Source organism: Streptomyces ruber, assembly GCF_014648075.1.
Lineage (GTDB): Bacteria > Actinomycetota > Actinomycetes > Streptomycetales > Streptomycetaceae > Streptomyces > Streptomyces ruber.
Genome location: NZ_BMQK01000017.1, coordinates 126,482 through 144,844, shown reverse-complemented (window position 1 = coordinate 144,844; position 18,363 = coordinate 126,482). Strand labels below are relative to the sequence as shown.

General features: G+C 71.9%; 17 protein-coding genes. 12 read left to right on the top strand and 5 right to left on the bottom strand.

Annotated elements, in window-relative coordinates; genetic code table 11:
* Positions 1 to 3: 3 nt before the first annotated feature.
* On the bottom strand, positions 4 to 708 hold the full coding sequence (gene fabG, locus IEZ04_RS28385; protein ID WP_189219833.1) for a 3-oxoacyl-[acyl-carrier-protein] reductase: 705 nt from the start codon (positions 706 to 708) through the stop codon (positions 4 to 6).
* A 319-nt stretch (positions 709 to 1,027) separates the two neighbouring features.
* On the opposite strand from fabG, the gene IEZ04_RS28380 reads away from it, so the two are divergent.
* The 3 genes from IEZ04_RS28380 to tyrS all read left to right on the top strand — a co-directional run bounded on the left by IEZ04_RS28380 (position 1,028) and on the right by tyrS (position 5,319).
* Complete coding sequence (locus IEZ04_RS28380; RefSeq protein WP_189219832.1) at positions 1,028 to 2,551, top strand: TldD/PmbA family protein; 1,524 nt, start codon at positions 1,028 to 1,030, stop codon at positions 2,549 to 2,551.
* A complete protein-coding gene (locus tag IEZ04_RS28375) occupies positions 2,548 to 3,942 on the top strand; it encodes a metallopeptidase TldD-related protein (protein ID WP_189219831.1) in 1,395 nt (464 codons plus the stop codon). The genes IEZ04_RS28380 and IEZ04_RS28375 overlap by 4 nt, the downstream gene beginning before the upstream one ends.
* A 108-nt stretch (positions 3,943 to 4,050) precedes the next feature.
* Complete coding sequence (gene tyrS / locus IEZ04_RS28370; RefSeq protein WP_189219830.1) at positions 4,051 to 5,319, top strand: tyrosine--tRNA ligase; 1,269 nt, start codon at positions 4,051 to 4,053, stop codon at positions 5,317 to 5,319.
* Positions 5,320 to 5,388: 69 nt separating this feature from the next.
* Here tyrS and IEZ04_RS28365 read toward each other — a convergent pair whose 3' ends face one another.
* Entirely contained in the window at positions 5,389 to 5,664 is a 276-nt protein-coding gene (locus IEZ04_RS28365; protein WP_189219864.1) for a GlsB/YeaQ/YmgE family stress response membrane protein, read from the bottom strand.
* Positions 5,665 to 5,966: 302 nt separating this feature from the next.
* Here IEZ04_RS28365 and IEZ04_RS28360 point away from each other — a divergent pair, with 302 nt between their 5' ends.
* Both IEZ04_RS28360 and IEZ04_RS28355 read left to right on the top strand, forming a co-directional pair.
* Positions 5,967 to 6,347 carry a DUF3099 domain-containing protein gene (locus IEZ04_RS28360; protein ID WP_189219829.1) on the top strand — a complete coding sequence of 127 codons (381 nt, stop codon included), beginning with the start codon at positions 5,967 to 5,969 and terminating at the stop codon, positions 6,345 to 6,347.
* A gap of 246 nt (positions 6,348 to 6,593) precedes the next feature.
* Positions 6,594 to 6,842: a hypothetical protein gene (locus IEZ04_RS28355; RefSeq protein ID WP_189219828.1), complete on the top strand. Its 249-nt coding sequence runs from the start codon at positions 6,594 to 6,596 to the stop codon at positions 6,840 to 6,842.
* Between the two features lies 1 nt (position 6,843).
* Here IEZ04_RS28355 and moaA read toward each other — a convergent pair whose 3' ends face one another.
* From moaA to IEZ04_RS28340, 3 genes are all read right to left on the bottom strand, one after another.
* Positions 6,844 to 7,833: a GTP 3',8-cyclase MoaA gene (moaA, locus tag IEZ04_RS28350; RefSeq protein ID WP_189219827.1), complete on the bottom strand. Its 990-nt coding sequence runs from the start codon at positions 7,831 to 7,833 to the stop codon at positions 6,844 to 6,846.
* A gap of 195 nt (positions 7,834 to 8,028) precedes the next feature.
* Positions 8,029 to 9,663 carry a monocarboxylic acid transporter gene (locus IEZ04_RS28345; RefSeq protein WP_189219826.1) on the bottom strand — a complete coding sequence of 545 codons (1,635 nt, stop codon included), beginning with the start codon at positions 9,661 to 9,663 and terminating at the stop codon, positions 8,029 to 8,031.
* Entirely contained in the window at positions 9,660 to 10,016 is a 357-nt protein-coding gene (locus tag IEZ04_RS28340) for a DUF485 domain-containing protein (RefSeq protein ID WP_189219825.1), read from the bottom strand. Before IEZ04_RS28340 ends, IEZ04_RS28345 begins: the two co-directional genes overlap by 4 nt.
* Before the next feature lie 344 nt (positions 10,017 to 10,360).
* On the opposite strand from IEZ04_RS28340, the gene IEZ04_RS28335 reads away from it, so the two are divergent.
* The 7 genes from IEZ04_RS28335 (at position 10,361) to IEZ04_RS28305 (ending at position 18,345) form a co-directional block, all read left to right on the top strand.
* Positions 10,361 to 11,899, top strand: coding sequence for a S8 family serine peptidase (locus IEZ04_RS28335; protein ID WP_189219824.1), 1,539 nt, complete (start codon positions 10,361 to 10,363; stop codon positions 11,897 to 11,899).
* A gap of 167 nt (positions 11,900 to 12,066) precedes the next feature.
* Positions 12,067 to 13,176 (top strand): CopD family protein, encoded by a 1,110-nt coding sequence (locus IEZ04_RS28330; protein ID WP_373296372.1) that lies wholly within the window; start codon positions 12,067 to 12,069, stop codon positions 13,174 to 13,176.
* A gap of 260 nt (positions 13,177 to 13,436) precedes the next feature.
* Complete coding sequence (locus IEZ04_RS28325; RefSeq protein WP_189219823.1) at positions 13,437 to 14,414, top strand: DEDDh family exonuclease; 978 nt, start codon at positions 13,437 to 13,439, stop codon at positions 14,412 to 14,414.
* Positions 14,415 to 14,536: 122 nt separating this feature from the next.
* On the top strand, positions 14,537 to 14,773 hold the full coding sequence (locus IEZ04_RS28320; RefSeq protein WP_189219822.1) for a metallothionein: 237 nt from the start codon (positions 14,537 to 14,539) through the stop codon (positions 14,771 to 14,773).
* A gap of 87 nt (positions 14,774 to 14,860) precedes the next feature.
* The gene (locus tag IEZ04_RS28315) at positions 14,861 to 15,652 is read left to right on the top strand and encodes an SURF1 family cytochrome oxidase biogenesis protein (RefSeq protein ID WP_189219821.1); all 792 of its coding nucleotides are present in this window, start codon (positions 14,861 to 14,863) and stop codon (positions 15,650 to 15,652) included.
* A 76-nt stretch (positions 15,653 to 15,728) separates the two neighbouring features.
* Entirely contained in the window at positions 15,729 to 17,585 is a 1,857-nt protein-coding gene (locus tag IEZ04_RS28310; RefSeq protein ID WP_268245691.1) for a glycoside hydrolase family 15 protein, read from the top strand.
* 4 nt (positions 17,586 to 17,589) lie between these two features.
* A complete protein-coding gene (locus IEZ04_RS28305; protein WP_189219820.1) occupies positions 17,590 to 18,345 on the top strand; it encodes an SDR family oxidoreductase in 756 nt (251 codons plus the stop codon).
* The last annotated feature ends 18 nt before the right edge of the window (positions 18,346 to 18,363 follow it).

The window sequence follows — 18,363 nt, the reverse complement described above, 5'->3', positions numbered from 1 at the left end:
TGATCAGTGACCCATTCCCAGTCCGCCGTCAACGGGAATGACGGCTCCAGTGATGTACGAGGCGTCGTCCGAGGCGAGGAACCGCACGGTCGCGGCGATCTCCTCGGGCTGCGCGTACCGGCCGAGCGGCACCTGCGACACGATCTTCGACCGCTGCTCGTCGGTGAGCACCTTGGTCATGTCGGTGTCGACGAAGCCGGGGGCGACGACGTTGAAGGTGATGTTGCGCGAGCCCAGCTCACGGGCCAGGGAGCGCGCGAAGCCGACGAGCCCGGCCTTGGAGGCGGCGTAGTTGGCCTGCCCGGCCGAGCCGAGGAGCCCCACCACCGAGGAGATCAGGACGACGCGGCCCTTCTTGGCGCGCAGCATGGCGCGGTTGGCGCGCTTGACCACCCGGAAGGTGCCGGTGAGGTTGGTCTCGAGGACGGAGGTGAAGTCGTCCTCGGTCATGCGCATCAGGAGCTGGTCCCTGGTCACGCCGGCGTTGGCCACGAGGACCTCCACCGGACCGTGTTCGGCCTCGATCTCCTTGTAGGCCTGCTCCACCTGCTCGGTGTCGGTGATGTCGCACTTGACGGCCAGGAAACCCTCCGGGGGCTCGCCCGAACGGTACGTGATGGCGACCTTGTCGCCGGCGTCGGCGAACGCGCGGGCGATGGCGAGGCCGATGCCCCGGTTACCTCCGGTGACGAGAACCGAGCGGCTCAACGGATCACCCTTTCGATAGCGGAAGATACGCCTGTGACGGCCACCTGGCCGACGTGCGGCTTCCCCGAAAACCTATCGGTCCGTCCGGTCGTCCGGACAATCGGGCACCGACAGTGGCTCCGCAGGGGTCCTGTGGGGTTCCTACAGCCGCCCGCCCGGCCCGGCCGGCCCCGGCGGAGGCGTGCGACGGCTTTCCGTCACCCGCGAACCCATGGTTCGCGGGCCGTCGCCGCGACATGATCGGAGCAGTCACGGGACACGGCGACCACGGTCGCCCGGACAGCGCGACAGCCCTTCAGCCCGACAGAAAGAGACGGCGGTGCCTCATTCCATCGACGAAGCCTTCACGGCACTCCCCTTGCGCGCCCTCGCCGACGCCGCGCTCGCCCGCGCGCGTGCGCTCGGCGCCGAGCACGCGGACTTCCGCCTGGAGCGGGTGCGCAGCGCCTCCTGGCGGCTGCGGGACGCCAGGCCCTCCTCGTCCTCGGACACGACCGACCTGGGGTACGCGGTGCGGGTGGTGCACGGCGGGACGTGGGGGTTCGCGTCCGGCGTGGATCTGACCATGGACGCCGCCGCCAAGGTCGCGTCGCAGGCCGTGGCCATGGCCAAGCTGTCCGCGCAGGTCATCAAGGCGGCGGGCTCGGACGAGCGGGTGGAGCTGGCCGAGGAGCCCGTGCACGCCGAGCGGACGTGGGTGTCCTCGTACGAGATCGATCCGTTCACCGTGCCCGACGAGGAGAAGTCGGGGCTGCTGGCGGAGTGGAGCGCGCGGCTGCTCGCCGCCGACGGGGTCAGCCACGTGGACGCCTCGCTGCTCACCGTGCACGAGAACAAGTTCTACGCCGACACCGCCGGGACCGTGACCACCCAGCAGCGCGTCCGGCTGCACCCGCAGCTGACCGCGGTGGCGGTCGACGCGTCGAGCGGCGAGTTCGACTCCATGCGGACCCTCGCGCCGCCCGTGGGCCGCGGCTGGGAGTACCTGACGGGCACCGGCTGGGACTGGGAGGACGAGCTGGCACGGATCCCCGGGCTGCTCGCCGAGAAGATGCGCGCGCCGAGCGTCGAGGCCGGCGTGTACGACCTGGTGATCGACCCGTCCAACCTGTGGCTGACCATCCACGAGTCCATCGGCCACGCCACCGAGCTGGACCGCGCGCTCGGCTACGAGGCCGCGTACGCGGGGACCTCCTTCGCCACGTTCGACCGGCTGGGCACGCTGAAGTACGGCTCGGAGCTGATGAACGTCACCGGCGACCGCACCACCGAGCACGGGCTCGCGACCATCGGGTACGACGACGAGGGCGTCGAGGGCCAGAGCTGGGACCTGGTGCGGGACGGGACCCTGGTCGGCTACCAGCTCGACCGGCGCATCGCGAAGCTGACGGGCTTCGAGCGGTCCAACGGCTGCGCCTACGCCGACTCCCCCGCCCACGTGCCCGTGCAGCGCATGGCCAACGTGTCGCTCCAGCCGGATCCGGGCGGGCTGTCGACCGAGGACCTGATCGGGGGCGTGGACCGCGGCATCTACGTCGTCGGCGACCGTTCATGGTCAATCGATCAGCAAAGGTACAATTTTCAGTTCACGGGACAACGTTTCTTCCGTATCGAGAACGGGCGGCTCGCGGGGCAGTTGAGAGACGTCGCGTACCAGGCGACCACCACCGACTTCTGGGGCTCCATGGCGGCGGTCGGCGGTCCGCAGACGTACGTCCTGGGCGGTGCCTTCAACTGCGGCAAGGCCCAGCCGGGCCAGATCGCCGCCGTGTCGCACGGCTGCCCCTCGGCCCTGTTCAAGGGCGTCACCATTCTGAACACCACGCAGGAGGCGGCACGATGACCGCGCGCACGAACAAGCCGCACGAGATCGTCGAGCGCGCCCTCGAACTGTCCCGGGCCGACGGCTGCGTGGTCATCGCCGACGAGCACTCGACGGCCAATCTGCGCTGGGCGGGCAACGCGCTGACCACGAACGGCGTCACGCGCGGGCGGACGCTGACGGTCGTCGCGACCGTCGACGGCGCGGAGGGCACGGCCACCGGAGTGGTGTCCCGGTCCGCCGTCACCGCCAGCGAACTGGAGTCCCTGGTACGGGCCGCGGAGGACGCCGCGCGCGCGGCAGGGCCCGCCGAGGACGCGCAGCCCCTCGTCCGGGACGTCCCGGAGTCGCCCGGCTTCCGGGACGTCCCGGCCGAGACCTCGTCCGCCGTCTACGCGGACTTCGCGCCCGCGCTCGGCGAGGCGTTCGCCCGCGCGCGGGCGAACGGCCGGGAGCTCTACGGGTTCGCCGACCACCAGATGGTCTCCAGCTACCTGGGGACGTCGACCGGACTGCGCCTGCGCCACGACCAGCCCAGGGGCACGCTGGAGCTCAACGCCAAGTCCCCGGACCGCACACGCTCCGCGTGGGCCGGGCGGTCGACGCGCGACTTCCGGGACGTCGACCCGGGCGCGCTGGACGAGGAGCTGGCCCGGCGGCTGGCGTGGGCCGGGCGCCGGATCGAGCTGCCCGCCGGACGCTACGAGACGCTGCTGCCGCCGAGCGCCGTGGCGGACCTGCTGATCTACCAGATGTGGTCGGCGTCGGCCCGGGACGCGGCCGAGGGCCGGACGGTGTTCTCCGCGCCGGGCGGCGGCACGCGCGTCGGCGAAAGGCTGACCGAGCTGCCGCTGACCCTGCGCAGCGACCCGGACGAACCGGGTCTGGAGTCCGCCCCCTTCGTGCTCGCCCACTCCTCCGGCGACGACGCCTCGGTGTTCGACAACGGACTGCCGGTGCCGGCCACCGAGTGGATCGGCGGGGGTGTGCTCAAGCACCTGACGACCACCCGGCACAGCGCGGCCCTGACCGGACTGCCGGTGGCGCCCGGGTTCGGCAACCTCGTCCTCGAAGGGGGCGGGGACCGCTCACTGGAGGAGATGGTCGCCCACACCGAGCGCGGGCTGCTGCTCACCTGTCTGTGGTACATCCGCGAGGTGGACCCCGCGACGCTGCTGCTGACCGGGCTGACCCGGGACGGCGTCTACCTGGTCGAGAACGGCGAGGTCGTCGGCGAGGTGAACAACTTCCGGTTCAACGAGTCGCCGGTCGGCCTGCTGGGCCGGGCGACGGAGGCCGGGCGCACGGAGAAGACGCTGCCGCGGGAGTGGGGCGACTGGTTCACCCGGGCCGCGATGCCGCCGCTGCGCGTCCCGGACTTCAACATGAGCTCGGTCAGCCAGGGCGTGTGAGGCGAGCCCCGCCGATAACGCCGTGAGCGCTGTCGGCGGGGGCGTATAACCTCGTAGGGCGGTGGTCATGCCGACCGCCCCACGAGTCATCCGAGGAGAACGAGAACCGTGACGGACATCGTCGACGACCTGAAGTGGCGTGGGCTCTTCGCCCAGTCCACCGACGAGGACGCCTTGCGCAAGGCGCTCGCGGACGGTCCCGTCACGTTCTATTGCGGCTTCGACCCGACCGCGGCCTCCCTGCACGTGGGCCATCTGGTGCAGGTGCTCACCGTGCGCCGGCTCCAGCAGGCCGGGCACCGGCCGCTGGCACTGGTGGGCGGCGCGACGGGCCAGATCGGCGACCCGCGCCCGACCGCCGAGCGCACGCTGAACCCGCCGGAGACGATCGCCGGCTGGGTGGAGCGGCTGCGCCGCCAGATCGAACCGTTCCTGTCCTTCGAGGGCGAGAACGCGGCCGTCATGGTCAACAACCTCGACTGGACGCAGAACCTCTCCGCGATCGAGTTCCTCCGCGACATCGGCAAGCACTTCCGCGTCAACAAGATGCTGACGAAGGAGTCGGTGGCCCGGCGCCTGGAGTCCTCCGAGGGCATCAGCTACACGGAGTTCAGCTACCAGCTCCTCCAGGCCATGGACTTCCTCCAGCTCTACCGGCGCTACGGCTGCACGCTGCAGCAGGGCGGCAGCGACCAGTGGGGCAACCTCACGGCCGGCCTCGACCTGATCCACCGGCTGGAGCCCGACGCCACGGTGCACGCGCTGGCGACGCCGCTGATGACCAAGGCGGACGGCACCAAGTTCGGCAAGAGCGAGGGCGGCGCCGTCTGGCTCGACGCCGAGATGACGACGCCGTACGCGTTCTACCAGTTCTGGCTGAACACGGACGACCGGGACGTCTCCCGGTACCTGCGCATCCTGTCCTTCCGGTCCCGCGAGGAGCTGGAGGAGCTGGAGCGGCAGACCGAGGAGCGTCCGCAGGCCCGGGCCGCGCAGCGCGCGCTCGCCGAGGAGCTGACCACGCTGGTGCACGGCGCCGACCAGACGGCCGCCGTGATCGCCGCGTCCAAGGCCCTCTTCGGCCAGGGCGAGCTCACGGAGCTCGACGACCGGACGCTGGCGGCGGCCCTCTCGGAGGTGCCGCACGTCCGGGTCGCCGAGCTCGCGCCGGTGGTGGACCTGTTCGCGGAGGCGGGCCTGGTGGCCAGCAAGTCGGCCGCGCGGCGGACGGTGAAGGAGGGCGGCGCCTACGTGAACAACGCGAAGGTCGCCGCCGAGGACGCCGTCCCCGCCCGCGAGGACCTGCTGCACGGCCGCTGGCTGGTGCTGCGCCGCGGCAAGAAGAACCTGGCGGCGGTCGAGGTCACCGGGGCGTAGGCGGAGCCGCACACCGGCATGGTCCCGCGCCCCTCGATCGAGGGGCGCGGGACTCTTCCCGTCCGCCGCTTACGCGCGCTGTTTGTTGCCCCGTAGCGCCATGTACGCCATGTCGCCCAGGAAAACGATCACGACGGCCGCCACGACCTGGAGCACGTGGCGGCCCCAGTCGATGCCCGGCGTCGACGCGATGCCGAAAGCCCGGGCGAGCGCGTTGCCGATGATGCCGCCGAGGATGCCGAAGATCGTGGTCAGCCAGAGCGGACTGTGCTGCTTGCCCGGAATGATCGCCTTGGCCAGCAGACCCAGCACGAACCCGACGATGATCGCCCATAGCCAGCCCATGTCTGCCTCCTTCTGCCCTCGATTGTCCCCCGGTGTCCCCTGGATGTCGCGTGAAAGCGCCTGGGTCGGCTCCGACCGGCGCTCGACGTGGAAGGTCACGCCCAGTGTGGGCCGGTGCGCGGTACGGCGCATGCCGGGCGGGGCCGTACGCGCTACGGCGCATCCCCGGCGGAGGTGCCCCGGTCTCGTGGGCCGCTGGGGCGCGGCGTAATGTGGTGGTTGGTGCGGGCCTGTTGCACTGACCGGGTCGGTACCGGATCACGGGCCGGGGAGTGGCCGATGCGGGTGGGTGGTGGAGCGTGATGCGGAAGCGACGCGACGGTGAGGTCTTCCGGATCACCGGAGCCCGGCAGGGCCTTGCCGAGGACGTGCGCGGCCGGCAGCGGCGGTATGTCATCTCGATGTCCCTCCGCACGGTGGCGGTGATCGCGGCCGCGCTCCTGTGGAACGTCGAACGGCACGTCGCGATCGTCGCGCTGGTGCTCGGGATGACCCTCCCCTACATCGCCGTGGTGATCGCCAACGCGGGCCGGGAGAACGCGCCCGGGCTGCCGTCCACGTTCGTGACGCCGCCGGCGCGGCCGATGATCGCGCCGCCGGCGCACGACCGCGCGGAAGCCGGTGCGGAGGACGCGCCGGCCGACTCGGGAGCGCCCCGCGGCGAGCCCGGGGACCGGCTCTGACCTCGGTCCTCCCGGCGGTTGAGCAGGCGCAAGCGGAACCCGTTCGCGCGGCGGTCCGGGGAATTGCTTCAGATCAATCATGCTGTTCCGGTCCCGGGCAGCGGGTTCCGCGTGACATACTTCGTAGGCGCTCCGCATCCCCCGTCGGAGCGACAAGACCGACGCCGGGCAGCTCCCCCCGTGGCTGCTCGGCGTCGCCTTTTGGGGCGGCGATCGCCCGGAGTCCGAGCGCGTTAGGGTCGAGGCGTGAACCTTCTCGACGTCCCCGGCTCCGGCCCCTCCTCCCCCGTCTGTTCCGCCAAGGGATGCCGCGCCGACGCCGTCTGGGTGCTCGCGTGGAACAACCCGAAGCTGCACACCCCCGAGCGCCGCAAGACGTGGCTCGCCTGCGAGGAGCACCGCGAGCACCTGTCGGAGTTCCTGGGTGTGCGGGGGTTCCTGAAGGACGTCGTGAAGCTCACGGAGTGGCGGGCGCCCGGGGAGGACCGGGCGTAGGTCAGCCGCCGATCGCCGACATCGGCCGGTCCGGCTGCAGGAACGACGGGTCGTCCAGGCCCGAGCCCGCCTTCTTGCCCCACATGGCGAGCCGCCAGATACGGGCGACCTCCTCGTCGGGGGCGCCCGAGCGCAGGGCCGCCCTCAGATCGGTCTCCTCCCGGGCGAACAGACAGGTGCGTATCTGCCCGTCCGCCGTGAGCCGGGTGCGGTCGCAGGCGCGGCAGAACGGGCGGGTGACCGAGGCGATCACGCCCACGCGGTGCGGGCCGCCGTCCACGAGCCAGCGCTCGGCGGGGGCGGAGCCGCGCTCGTCGGCGCCCTCCTCGGTGAGTTCGAAGCGGGTGCGCAGCGAGGCGAGGATGTCCCCCGCGGTGACCATGCCCTCGCGCTTCCAGCCGTGCTGGGCGTCGAGCGGCATCTGCTCGATGAACCGCAGCTCGTAGCCGTGCTCGACGGCCCAGGCCAGGAGGTCCGGTGCCTCGTCCTCGTTCATGCCCGGCATCAGGACCGCGTTGACCTTGACGGGGGTCAGTCCGGCGTCACGGGCCGCCTCCAGTCCCTCCAGGACGTCCTTGTGGCGGTCCCGGCGGGTGAGGGTCTTGAAGACGTCGGGGCGCAGGGTGTCCAGCGAGACGTTGACCCGGTCCAGGCCCGCCGCCTTCAGCGCCGTCGCCGTGCGCTTCAGACCGATGCCGTTGGTGGTGAGGGACATCTGCGGGCGCGGCGCGAGGGCGGCGACCCGCTCCACGATGCCCACCAGGCCGGGGCGGAGCAGGGGCTCACCGCCCGTGAAGCGGACCTCCTCGACGCCGAGGGAGGTGACCGCGAGGCCGATCAGGCGGACGATCTCGTCGTCGGTGAGCAGGTCCGGCTTGGCCAGCCACTGCAGGCCCTCCTCGGGCATGCAGTACGTGCAGCGCAGGTTGCACCGGTCGGTCAGCGAGACCCGCAGGTCGGTGGCCACCCGGCCGTAGGTGTCGATGAGCACGTCGGCCCCCTCCCTAGGAACGGATCATCGGTTGTCCGGCACCTGCGAGCCTACGTGACGGCACGGACAACTCCCGGGGCCCGGACCCGCGTAACGCGCCGACGGCCGTGTCCCGGGGGCGTACGGCGCTTGGCTGCGACGTACGGGGGCCAGCGACACGGCCGTCGGCGAGAGGGGGCGATCAGCGCGCCGGGATCAGTGGGCGCCGGTGCCCGTGAGGGAGCGCACCTCCAGCTCGGCGTACTTGTCGGCGTCCGGCTCCTCCTTGGAGAGGACCGTACCGAGCCAGCCCATCAGGAAGCCGAACGGGATCGAGATGATGCCCGGGTTCTTCAGCGGGAACCAGTCGAAGTCGGCGCCGGGGAACATCGCCGTGGGCGCGCCCGAGACCACCGGTGAGAAGAGCACCAGGCCGACGGCCACGATCAGCCCGCCGTAGATCGACCACAGCGCGCCCTGGGTGGTGAACCGCTTCCAGAACAGGCTGTACAGGATGGTCGGCAGGTTGGCGGAGGCGGCGACCGCGAAGGCCAGCGCGACCAGGCCGGCCACGTTGAGGTCGCGGGCGAGGGCGCCCAGCGCGATGGAGACGATGCCGATGAACACCGTCGCCCAGCGGGCCGCGCGGATCTCCTCGGCGCCGGTGGCCTTCCCCTTGCGGATGACGTTGGCGTAGATGTCGTGCGCGAAGGACGAGGACGAGGCGAGGGTGAGGCCGGCGACGACGGCGAGGATCGTCGCGAAGGCCACCGCCGAGATGGTGGCGAGCAGGGCAGCGCCCCAGGCCGAGTCGACGCCGCCGAGGTGCAGGGCGAGCAGCGGGGCCGCCGTGTTGCCGGACGGGTTGGACTCGATGATCTCGTCCTGGGAGATCAGGGCGGCGGCGCCGAAGCCGAGGGCGATGGTCATCAGGTAGAAGGCGCCGATGATGCCGATGGCCCAGTTCACGGACTTCCGGGCGGCCTTGGCCGTGGGCACCGTGTAGAAGCGGATCAGGATGTGCGGCAGACCCGCGGTGCCGAGCACCAGGGCGATGCCGAGGGAGATGAAGTCCAGCTTGGTGGTGGCGGTCGCGCCGTACTGGAGGCCGGGCTCCAGGAAGGCGGCGCCCTTGCCGCTGTTCTCGGCGGCGGAGCCGAGCAGGTCGGAGACGTTGAAGTCGAACTTCAGCAGCACCAGGAAGGTGATGAGCAGGGTGCCGCCGATGAGCAGCACGGCCTTGACCATCTGCACCCAGGTGGTGCCCTTCATGCCGCCGATGGTGACGTAGACGATCATCAGCACGCCGACCAGGGCGACGATGGCGATCTTGCCGGCGTCGCTGGTGATGCCGAGCAGCAGCGAGACGAGGACACCCGCGCCCGCCATCTGCGCCAGCAGATAGAAGATCGAGACGACGATGGTGGAGGTGCCGGCGGCGGTGCGCACCGGGCGCTGGCGCATGCGGTACGCGAGGACGTCGCCCATGGTGTAGCGGCCGGAGTTCCTGAGCGGCTCGGCCACCAGGAGCAGGGCGACCAGCCAGGCGACGAGGAAGCCGATGGAGTAGAGGAAGCCGTCGTAGCCGAAGATGGCGATGGCGCCCGCGATGCCGAGGAACGACGCGGCCGACATGTAGTCGCCGGAGACCGCGAGCCCGTTCTGGAAGGCGCTGAACTGGCGGCCGCCCGCGTAGAAGTCCGCCTCGTCCTTGGTCTGCCGGCCCGCCCAGACGGTGATGAAGAGGGTCGCGAGGACGAACGCCGCGAACAGGGAGATGATGAGCGGCCGGTGCTCGCTGGCCTCGTTCGCGGCGAGCACGGTCTGCTGTACCTGCTGTACGGGGCTCACGCGCCGCCCTCCATCCGGGTCTTGATGGCCTCCGCCTGCGGGTCGAGCTTCCTCGCGGCGTGCCGCGAGTACCACCAGGCGATGAGGAACGTGGTGACGAACTGGGCGAGACCGAACACCAGGGCGACGTTGATGTTGCCGAAGAGCTTGGTGCCCATGAAGCCGCCCGCGAAGTTGGACAGCAGTACGTACAGCAGGTACCAGGCGACGAAGGCGACGGTCAGCGGGAAGGCGAAGGAGCGGTAGGAGCGGCGCAGTTCACCGAAGTCCGCGCTGCCCTGGACGCGGACGAACTCCTCCGTCGGGGGAAGCCGGTGCTCTGACTTCGAAGGGGGCGGTGCGTCGGTTGCCACGGAGTCTCCTCGCGTTGCTGGTGCGGGTCCATGCGCCCGGGCGATCTCGGGCTCCATGCTCAACGTCACGGCGCCGCGGGGGAACCGGTTCAATCGCGCCACGCTTCTTTCGCAAGTCGCCACGCGGGTCCGCACGGGCCGTCGCGCGAGTCCTTCACCCGGATGGCCCCGTACGGGTGGGAGTGAGGGGTTTCCCTGTTCTTCGGTCCTCGCTGCCGGAAATCATTGCTGGCCAGGGAAACGAGGGATAGCTTCAGCCTGCACCAACCGTCATGTACCTGCCCGGCCGGTCCCGCGCCGCCGGGGGTTCAGGTTCCCGATGATTCCGATGATGGGGAGATCCCATGGCTCGTTCGCGCCCCAGACACCGTCTCGCCCTGGCCGTGCCGGTCGTGCTGTCGCTCACCGCCTCGCTCGGCTTCCTGCCGGGCGTCGCCGCGGCCGCGCCCTCCCCCTCGGCGGCCTCGTCCGTAGCGGCCGCCGCGGACGGGCCGGAGCTCGCCTATGTCGTCAACACCAGGACGGACCGCTTCACCATCGCCTCGGTGAAGAAGGCGATAGCGAAGGCGGGCGGCACCGTCGTCACCACGCACGACAAGATCGGCGTGATCGTGGCGCACTCCGCCGACCCGGGCTTCGGCGACGAGATCCGCGCCGTTCGCGGCGTGCAGTCCGCGGGCGCCACCCGCACCTCGCCGCTGACCCCCGCCGGGACGACGGACGAGGGCGCCGCCGACTACCTGACGGCCGCGGAGCTCGCGAAGGTGGAGGCCGCCTCGGCGAGGACGCCGGGCAGCGAGCCGCTGGAGGCCGACCAGTGGGACATCCGGGCGATCGGCGCCGACAAGGCCGCGAAGATCAACCCGGGCAGTCCGAAGGTCACCGTCGCTGTCATCGACACCGGCGTCGACGACACCCACGAGGACCTCGCCCCGAACTTCTCCAAGTCGCAGTCGGCCAACTGCGTCGGCGGCGTCGCGGACACCAGCGAGGGCGCCTGGCGCCCGTACACCGCGGCCGACTACCACGGCACCCACGTGGCCGGTGAGATCGCCGCCGCCCGCAACGGCGTCGGCGTCGCCGGTGTCGCGCCGGGCGTGAAGGTGTCGGGCATCAAGGTGAGCGACCCGGACAGCGGGCTGTTCTACGCGGAGAACGTCGTCTGCGCGTTCATGTTCGCCGCCGACCACGGCGTGGAGATCACGAACAACAGCTACTACGTCGACCCGTGGATGTACGCCTGCAAGGCCGACCCCGACCAGCGGGCCATCGTCGACGCGGTGAACCGGGCGCAGCTCTACGGCCAGAAGAAGGGCCTGCTGCACCTGGCCTCGGCGGGCAACTCCAACCACGACCTCGCCGGTGACGAGATCCTCGACACCTCCAGCCCGAACGACTCCACCCCGGTGGACCGCACCGTCGACCCGAGCGTCTGCTACGACCTGCCGACCCAGCTCCCGGGTGTCGTCACGGTCAGCTCGACGGGCGTGGACGCCGACAAGGCGTACTACTCGTCCTACGGCAACGGCGTGATCGACGTCGCCGCCCCGGGCGGTGACGGGCGCTACCAGATCCCGGACACCCCGTCGCAGAACGGCCGCATCCTGTCCACGATGCCGGGCAACGAGTACGCGTATCTGCAGGGCACCTCGATGGCGTCACCGCACGCCGCCGGTGTGGCCGCCCTGCTGAAGTCGAAGCACCCGTGGGCGACCGGTGTCACGCTGCAGGCGCTGCTGAAGGCGCAGGCCGACAACCCGGGCTGCCCCGCGTCGTACGACCAGGACGGCAACGGCACGCAGGACGCCGTCTGCGAGGGCGGCAAGCGGGTGAACGGCTTCTACGGCTTCGGCATCGTCAACGCGCTCAAGGCCGTGAAGTAGAGGGAGCCTCGTGAGGTAGAGGGAGCTCCGTCAAGCAGAGGGAACGCTGGAACGCGTGGGCCGGGCGGTGCGTACCGTCCGGCCCACGCGCGCGTGCACGGTACGCCCGTGAGGCCGGTCGTTTCCCAGGACTTGCCCGGTTCTGTGGCGACTGGTGAAGTGCTGGGGTGAGCTTGATACGACCGACAACCGGCACGGGTGGGGGCGACGAGGGCGTTCCCCGGGGCGGCGGGGAACACGGCGCGGTCGCCGCCCCGGCCGGCACGGCGCGCCACGCCGCCCTCCGCGCCCGCCCGCGCGGAGGCGTCGTCCGCGCCGTCGCCGTGCTCGTCCTGGTGACCGCCGCCGCGCTGATACCGCTGTTCGGGCCGCGCGCCGCGCTGGACGGGACGGGTGAGGCGGAGACACCGGGCGCGGGCGGTATCGCGCTGCTGCGCACCGTCCTGTTCGCCGCCCTGTGCGTCCCGGCGGGCGAACTGTTCGTGGCCCGGCTGGTGCGCCGGGTGCCCGGGGCGCCCACGGGGGCGCCCCGGAGCTGGGCCCCGCACGCGGCCGCCGCCGGGTTCCTCGCCGCCCTGGGGCTCGCCTCGGTCGTGGCCACCGGCAACCTGGTGCCCGCCGGTGTCGGCGACATCGACGTGGGCGGCCTGTACGAGACCCGGGACGGCGTGCTGGCCCTCCTGGAGGTCAACGCCTTCGCGGCGGCGGGCCTGTGCGCCCTCTTCGGCCGTCCGGCCGCACAGGTCTGGCCGCTGGCTGCGATCGCCGTGGCCGAGGCGCTGCGGGCGCATCCCACGACGGAGCACGGCCCGCTGGTCGGCAGCGCGCTGACCCTGGTCCACGTCGCGTGCGCGGCCCTGTGGGTGGGCGGGCTGCTGTACGTCCTGCGGACCCTGCGCCACTGGCGCGGCACGCGCGCGGAACCGTTGTCGCAGGCGGAGGGGTCGGGCGCCGCGCTGCTGGGTCTCTACGCGCGCGTGGCGGCCGTTCTGCTGGCCGCCCTCACGGCGACGGGAGTGTGCAGCACCCTGCGCCGCATGCCGCCCGAGACGGTGCTGGAGCAGTCGACGACGACCGCGTACGGACGCGTCCTGCTGGCCAAGCTGCTGCTCATGGTCGTCGTCGCCGCCCTGGCGCTGGTGGCGCGGCTGCGGCTGAGCCGGGCGAGTGACCCGCTCACCGCCTGCACGCCGGCGCGCGCGGAGGTCGTGGTGCTGGGAGTGGTCGTCGCGGTGTCGGCCCTGCTGACGGCGGTGCCGGTGCCGATCCGCTGGTGAGCGGATCGGCGCAGGCGGTGAGGCCGCCAGAGCGCCGTTCCACGGGCGCGCTGCGGGTCCGTCATGTTCCCGGCGGACGGCGGGGATTCCCCCCGCTCGGCCGCGCGGAGCACGCGCACGGCAGCCCGCGTCCGTACGTATCTCCCGATCCCGCGCGTGAATCCCCCGATCCCGCCCATTCCTGGCAAACAGTCAGCAGCCTCCCGTGTCCGGGACGGCGGCAACCGCGCTGTCAGTCCCGGCCCGTATCCTCAGTGACCATGCTCGAAGACCGTACGACCGCGGCGTCCGACACTTCCTGGCCGGCCGCGTATCCCCAGGGGTACGCGGTCGTCGACGTGGAGACCACCGGCCTCGCCCGGGACGACCGGATAATCTCCGCCGCCGTCTACCGGCTGGACGCGCGCGGCGAGGTCGAGGACCACTGGTACACGCTGGTGAACCCCGAGCGGGATCCGGGGCCGGTGTGGATCCACGGACTGACGAGCGACGTGCTGGAGGGCGCGCCGCTCTTCGCCGACATCGCCGAGGAGTTCGCCGCCCGGCTGGACGGCCGCGTGCTCGTCGCGCACAACGCGGTCTTCGACTGGTCGATGATCGCCCGGGAGTACGCGCGCGCCGACCGTGAGCCCCCGGTGAGGCAGCGGCTGTGCACCATCGCGCTCTCCAAGGAGCTCGCCCTGCCGCTGCCCAACCACAAGCTGGAGTCGCTGGCGGCCCACTTCGGTGTCGTACAGCAGCGGGCGCACCACGCGCTGGACGACGCGCGCGTCCTGGCGGAGGCGTTCCGGCCGAGCCTGCACGCGGCGGTGAGCAGGGGCGTGCGACTGCCGCTCCTGGAGTGCCGTCCGCTCACCGAGTGGTCGGCCGCGCCGCTCATCGGCCGGCAGTCCTCGGGGGGCTACCGGCCGGGCGGCTGGCGCCCGGCCCGCAAGCGCCCCGCGTGCCCGTATCCCAACCCGGGCCGCTACGAGGAGGGCAAACCGCTCAAACAGGGCATGCGGGTGGCCTTCTCCGGAGACACGTCGGTCGAGCGCGAACTGCTGGAGGACCGCGCGACCGAGGCCGGGCTGCACGTCGCGACGAGCCTGTCCCGGCTGACCAGCCTCCTCGTCACCAACGACCCCGACTCGGGCACGTCGAAGGTGGTCAAGGCACGCCAGTACGGGACGCCCGTGATCGACGAGGCGGCCTTCGGGCAACTGCTGCGCGACGTGGAACCGGCGTCCGAGGGGTGACGGGGGGAGAGTGCCGGGGTGACGGGACCGAGGTGACGGAGTGACGGGCGTACGAGTGATTGCCGGGCGACTCGCCCGGTGTCCGCTCGCCCCTCTCGCGCCCGCGCCGCACTCTGTGGCGCATGGCATCGTGTGAAGTCTGCGGCAACGAGTACGGCATGACGTTCGAGGTGCACGCGCAGGGCGAGGTGCACGTCTTCGACTGCTTCGCCTGCGCGATCCACCGCATGGCCCCCGTCTGCGAGCACTGCCGTGCGCCGATCGTCAATCAGGGCGTGGAGGTGGAGGGCCGGTGGTACTGCTGTGCGCACTGCGCGCGTACCGCGACGGGGAGGACGGAAGTCGTCGACAAGGTCTGAGCCGCCCGAGCCGCCCGGAGGGCACGGCGCGCCGCTCGGCCGCACCCGCGTGAGGGCACCCCGGACCCGGGGAGGTACCGTCATGGGGTGTACCGCTTCCTGTTGTCCCGGCAGTGGGTGATCGTCACCCTCGTCGCGCTCGCGCTCATCCCGACGATGATCGAGTTGGGCTTCTGGCAGCTGCACCGCCATGAGCACCGGGTGGCCCTCAACAAGGTCATCTCCGACTCGCTGAACGCCGACCCGGTCCCCGTCACTTCGCTGACCTCGCCCGGCGGGTCCGTCGGCGACGACGACCTGTACCGCCCGGTGACGGCGGAGGGCCGGTTCGACACCGCCCACGAGGTCGTCGTCCGGCGCCGCACGAACTCCGACGACAAGGTCGGCTACCACGTCCTGACCCCGTTCGTGCTGGACGACGGCCGGGTGCTCCTGGTCAACCGCGGCTGGATCCCCGCGGACGGCTCCCAGACGGAGTTCCCCGACATCCCCGCGCCCGCGACGGGCGAGATCACGGTCACCGGGCGGCTGATGCCGGACCAGACGACCGCCGACAGCGGCATCAAGGACCTCGAGGGCCTCCCCGACCGCCAGGTCATGCTCATCAACAGCGAGCAGCAGACGGAACTGCTGGGCCGGGAGGTCCTCGCCGGTTACGTCGAACTGGTCTCCCCGAAGCCGGCGGACGGCAGCCCGGAGCTGGTAGCCGAGCCGGACCACAGCAGTATCGGCCCGCACATGGCGTACGCCGTCCAGTGGTGGCTGTTCGCCGCGGGTGTCCCCGTCGGCTGGGTGATCCTGGTCCGCCGCGAGCTCCGCGACCGCGCCGAGGCGGCCGCGGCCGAGGGCGAGCAGGAGAAGGCGCCCGCCACGGTGTAGGACCGGAGTCCCCGCTTCCCCCCGCGACGCCACGGATCACGGATTGACCGTCCAGGTCGCAGGGAAGACGGCAGCCGTGCATCCCCTTACCGGAGACCCTGCCCGCGACGGAGACCGCTCTCCGCCCGAGGACCAACCCCGCACCGAGAATCACCCCCGCATCGAGGACTACGCCCTGATCGGGGACCACCAGACGGCCGCCCTGGTGAGCCGGTACGGCTCCGTGGACTGGCTCTGCCTGCCGCGCTTCGACTCGGCGGCGTGCTTCGCGGCGCTGCTCGGCACCGAGGAGAACGGCCACTGGCGGATCGCCCCGAAGGGCGCGGGCGCGTGCACCCGGCGCGCATACCATCACGACACGCTGGTCCTCGACACCGAGTGGGAGACGGACGAGGGCGCCGTCCGCGTCACGGACCTGATGCCCCAGCGTGACCGTGCCCCCGACCTCGTCCGCATCGTCGAGGGGCTCGAGGGCCGGGTGACCGTGCACAGCACGCTCCGGCTCCGCTTCGACTACGGCTCGATCGTGCCGTGGGTGCGCAGGACGGACGGGCACCGGGTGGCGGTCGCGGGCCCGGACTCGGCGTGGCTGCGCAGCGAACCCGAGGTGCACACCTGGGGTGAGGGCCGGGCGACGCACTCCGAGTTCACCGTCGGGGCGGGCGAGAAGGTCGCGTTCGTCCTCACCTGGCACCCCTCGCACGAGGCGCCTCCCCCCGAGGTCGACCCGTTCGAGGCGCTCCGGCACAGCGTCGAGGACTGGCGGGCGTGGGTGTCCCACTGCCGCTACGACGGCCCGTACCGGGACGCGGTCGTCCGTTCCCTGATCACGCTCAAGGCCCTCATCTACGCGCCGACGGGCGGCATCGTCGCGGCGCCCACCACCTCGCTCCCCGAGCTGGTCGGCGGCGTGCGCAACTGGGACTACCGGTACTGCTGGCTGCGCGACTCCACCCTCACCCTCGGCGCGCTCCTCGCGGGCGGCTACCAGGAGGAGGCCGTGGCCTGGCGCGACTGGCTGGTGCGCGCGGTCGCCGGGGACCCGGCGGACCTCAGGATCATGTACGGGCTGGCCGGCGAACGGCGCCTGCCCGAGTACGAGCTGCCGTGGCTGCGGGGGTTCCGCGACTCGGCCCCGGTCCGTATCGGCAACGACGCGGCGCAGCAGCTCCAGCTGGACGTGTACGGCGAGGTCATGAACTCCCTGTCGCTGGCCCGCGCGTCGGGGCTGCCGCCCGAGCGGCACGTGTGGCGGCTGCAGTGCGCCCTGATGGACTTCCTGAGGACGGCCTGGCGGGAGCCGGACGAGGGCCTGTGGGAGGTGCGCGGGGGCCGCCGCCAGTTCGTGCACTCCAAGGTGATGGCCTGGGTGGCCGCGGACCGTGCCGTACGCACCCTGGAGGCCGAGCCCGAACTGGGGGGCGACCTCGACGGCTGGCGGGCGATGCGGGAGGAGATCCACCGCGAGGTGTGCGAGCGGGGCTACGACCCCGAGCGGAACACGTTCACGCAGTTCTACGGCTCGCGGGAGCTGGACGCCGCGCTGCTGGTGATCCCGCGTGTCGGCTTCCTGCCGCCGGACGACCCGCGCGTGATCGGCACGATAGAGGCGGTCCGTGACGAGCTGGGCCACCACGGTCTCCTGCGCCGTTACAGCGCCGAGGAGTCGGCCGTCGACGGGCTGCCGGGCGACGAGGGCACGTTCCTCGTCTGCTCGTTCTGGCTCGCGGACGCCCTGCACCTGATAGGGCGCACGAAGGAGGCGCGCGAGCTGTTCGAACGGCTGGTGGGGCTCGCCAACGACGTGGGCCTGCTCGCGGAGGAGTACGACCCCGCGGCCGGCCACCAGCTCGGCAACTTCCCGCAGGCGTTCAGCCACATCGGCCTCGTGGGCACCGCCCTCGCCCTGTTCGGGGACGAGGGGGCAGGATAAGCGCATGGATCTTGGACTGAAGGACCGGGTGTACGTCGTCACCGGTGCGAGCCGCGGGCTGGGCCACGCGAGCGCGCGGGAACTCGTCGCCGACGGCGCGAAGGTCGTCGTCACGGGACGCGACGAGACCGGCGTGGCGAGAGCGGCGGAAGCGCTCGGTGAGAACGCCGTGGGGGTCGCCGTGGACAACGCGGACCCCGGGGCCGCCACCCGGCTGATCGCCGCCGCGAAGGAGCACTTCGGCGGCTTCGACGGCATCCTGATCAGCGTGGGCGGCCCCGCGCCCGGCTTCGTGTCGGACACCACGGACGAGCAGTGGGCGACCTCGTTCGAGTCGGTGTTCCTCGGGGCGGTGCGCCTGGCGCGCGCCGCCGCCGCTGAGCTCGGCGAGGGCGGCGTCATCGGGTTCGTGCTCTCCGGCTCCGTGCACGAGCCGATCCCCGGCCTGACCATCTCCAACGGTCTGCGCCCCGGCCTCGCGGGCTTCGCCAAGTCCCTGGCGGACGAGCTGGGTCCGCGTGGCATCCGCGTGGTGGGCCTGCTGCCGGCGCGCATCGACACCGACCGGGTGCGGGAACTGGACGCGCTCTCCCCGGACCCGGAGGCGGCCCGCGCGGCCAACGAGGCCCGGATCCCCCTGCGGCGGTACGGCACCCCGGAGGAGTTCGGGCGCACCTCCGCCTTCCTGCTGTCGCCGGCCGCGTCGTACCTGACGGGCATCATGGTGCCGGTGGACGGCGGCTCGCGGCGCGGGTTCTGAGCCCCTCCGCCCGGCTTC

Bases quoted from the DNA above. Each gene is read 5' to 3' on its own strand.
- IEZ04_RS28325 (WP_189219823.1), top strand. From the start codon at position 13,437: ATGCTCGAAGACCGTACGACCGCGGCGTCCGACACTTCCTGGCCGGCC.
- IEZ04_RS28335 (WP_189219824.1), top strand. From the start codon at position 10,361: ATGGCTCGTTCGCGCCCCAGACACCGTCTCGCCCTGGCCGTGCCGGTC.
- IEZ04_RS28360 (WP_189219829.1), top strand. From the start codon at position 5,967: ATGCGGAAGCGACGCGACGGTGAGGTCTTCCGGATCACCGGAGCCCGG.
- IEZ04_RS28305 (WP_189219820.1), top strand. From the start codon at position 17,590: ATGGATCTTGGACTGAAGGACCGGGTGTACGTCGTCACCGGTGCGAGC.
- IEZ04_RS28365 (WP_189219864.1), bottom strand. From the start codon at position 5,664: ATGGGCTGGCTATGGGCGATCATCGTCGGGTTCGTGCTGGGTCTGCTG.
- IEZ04_RS28375 (WP_189219831.1), top strand. From the start codon at position 2,548: ATGACCGCGCGCACGAACAAGCCGCACGAGATCGTCGAGCGCGCCCTC.
- IEZ04_RS28320 (WP_189219822.1), top strand. From the start codon at position 14,537: ATGGCATCGTGTGAAGTCTGCGGCAACGAGTACGGCATGACGTTCGAG.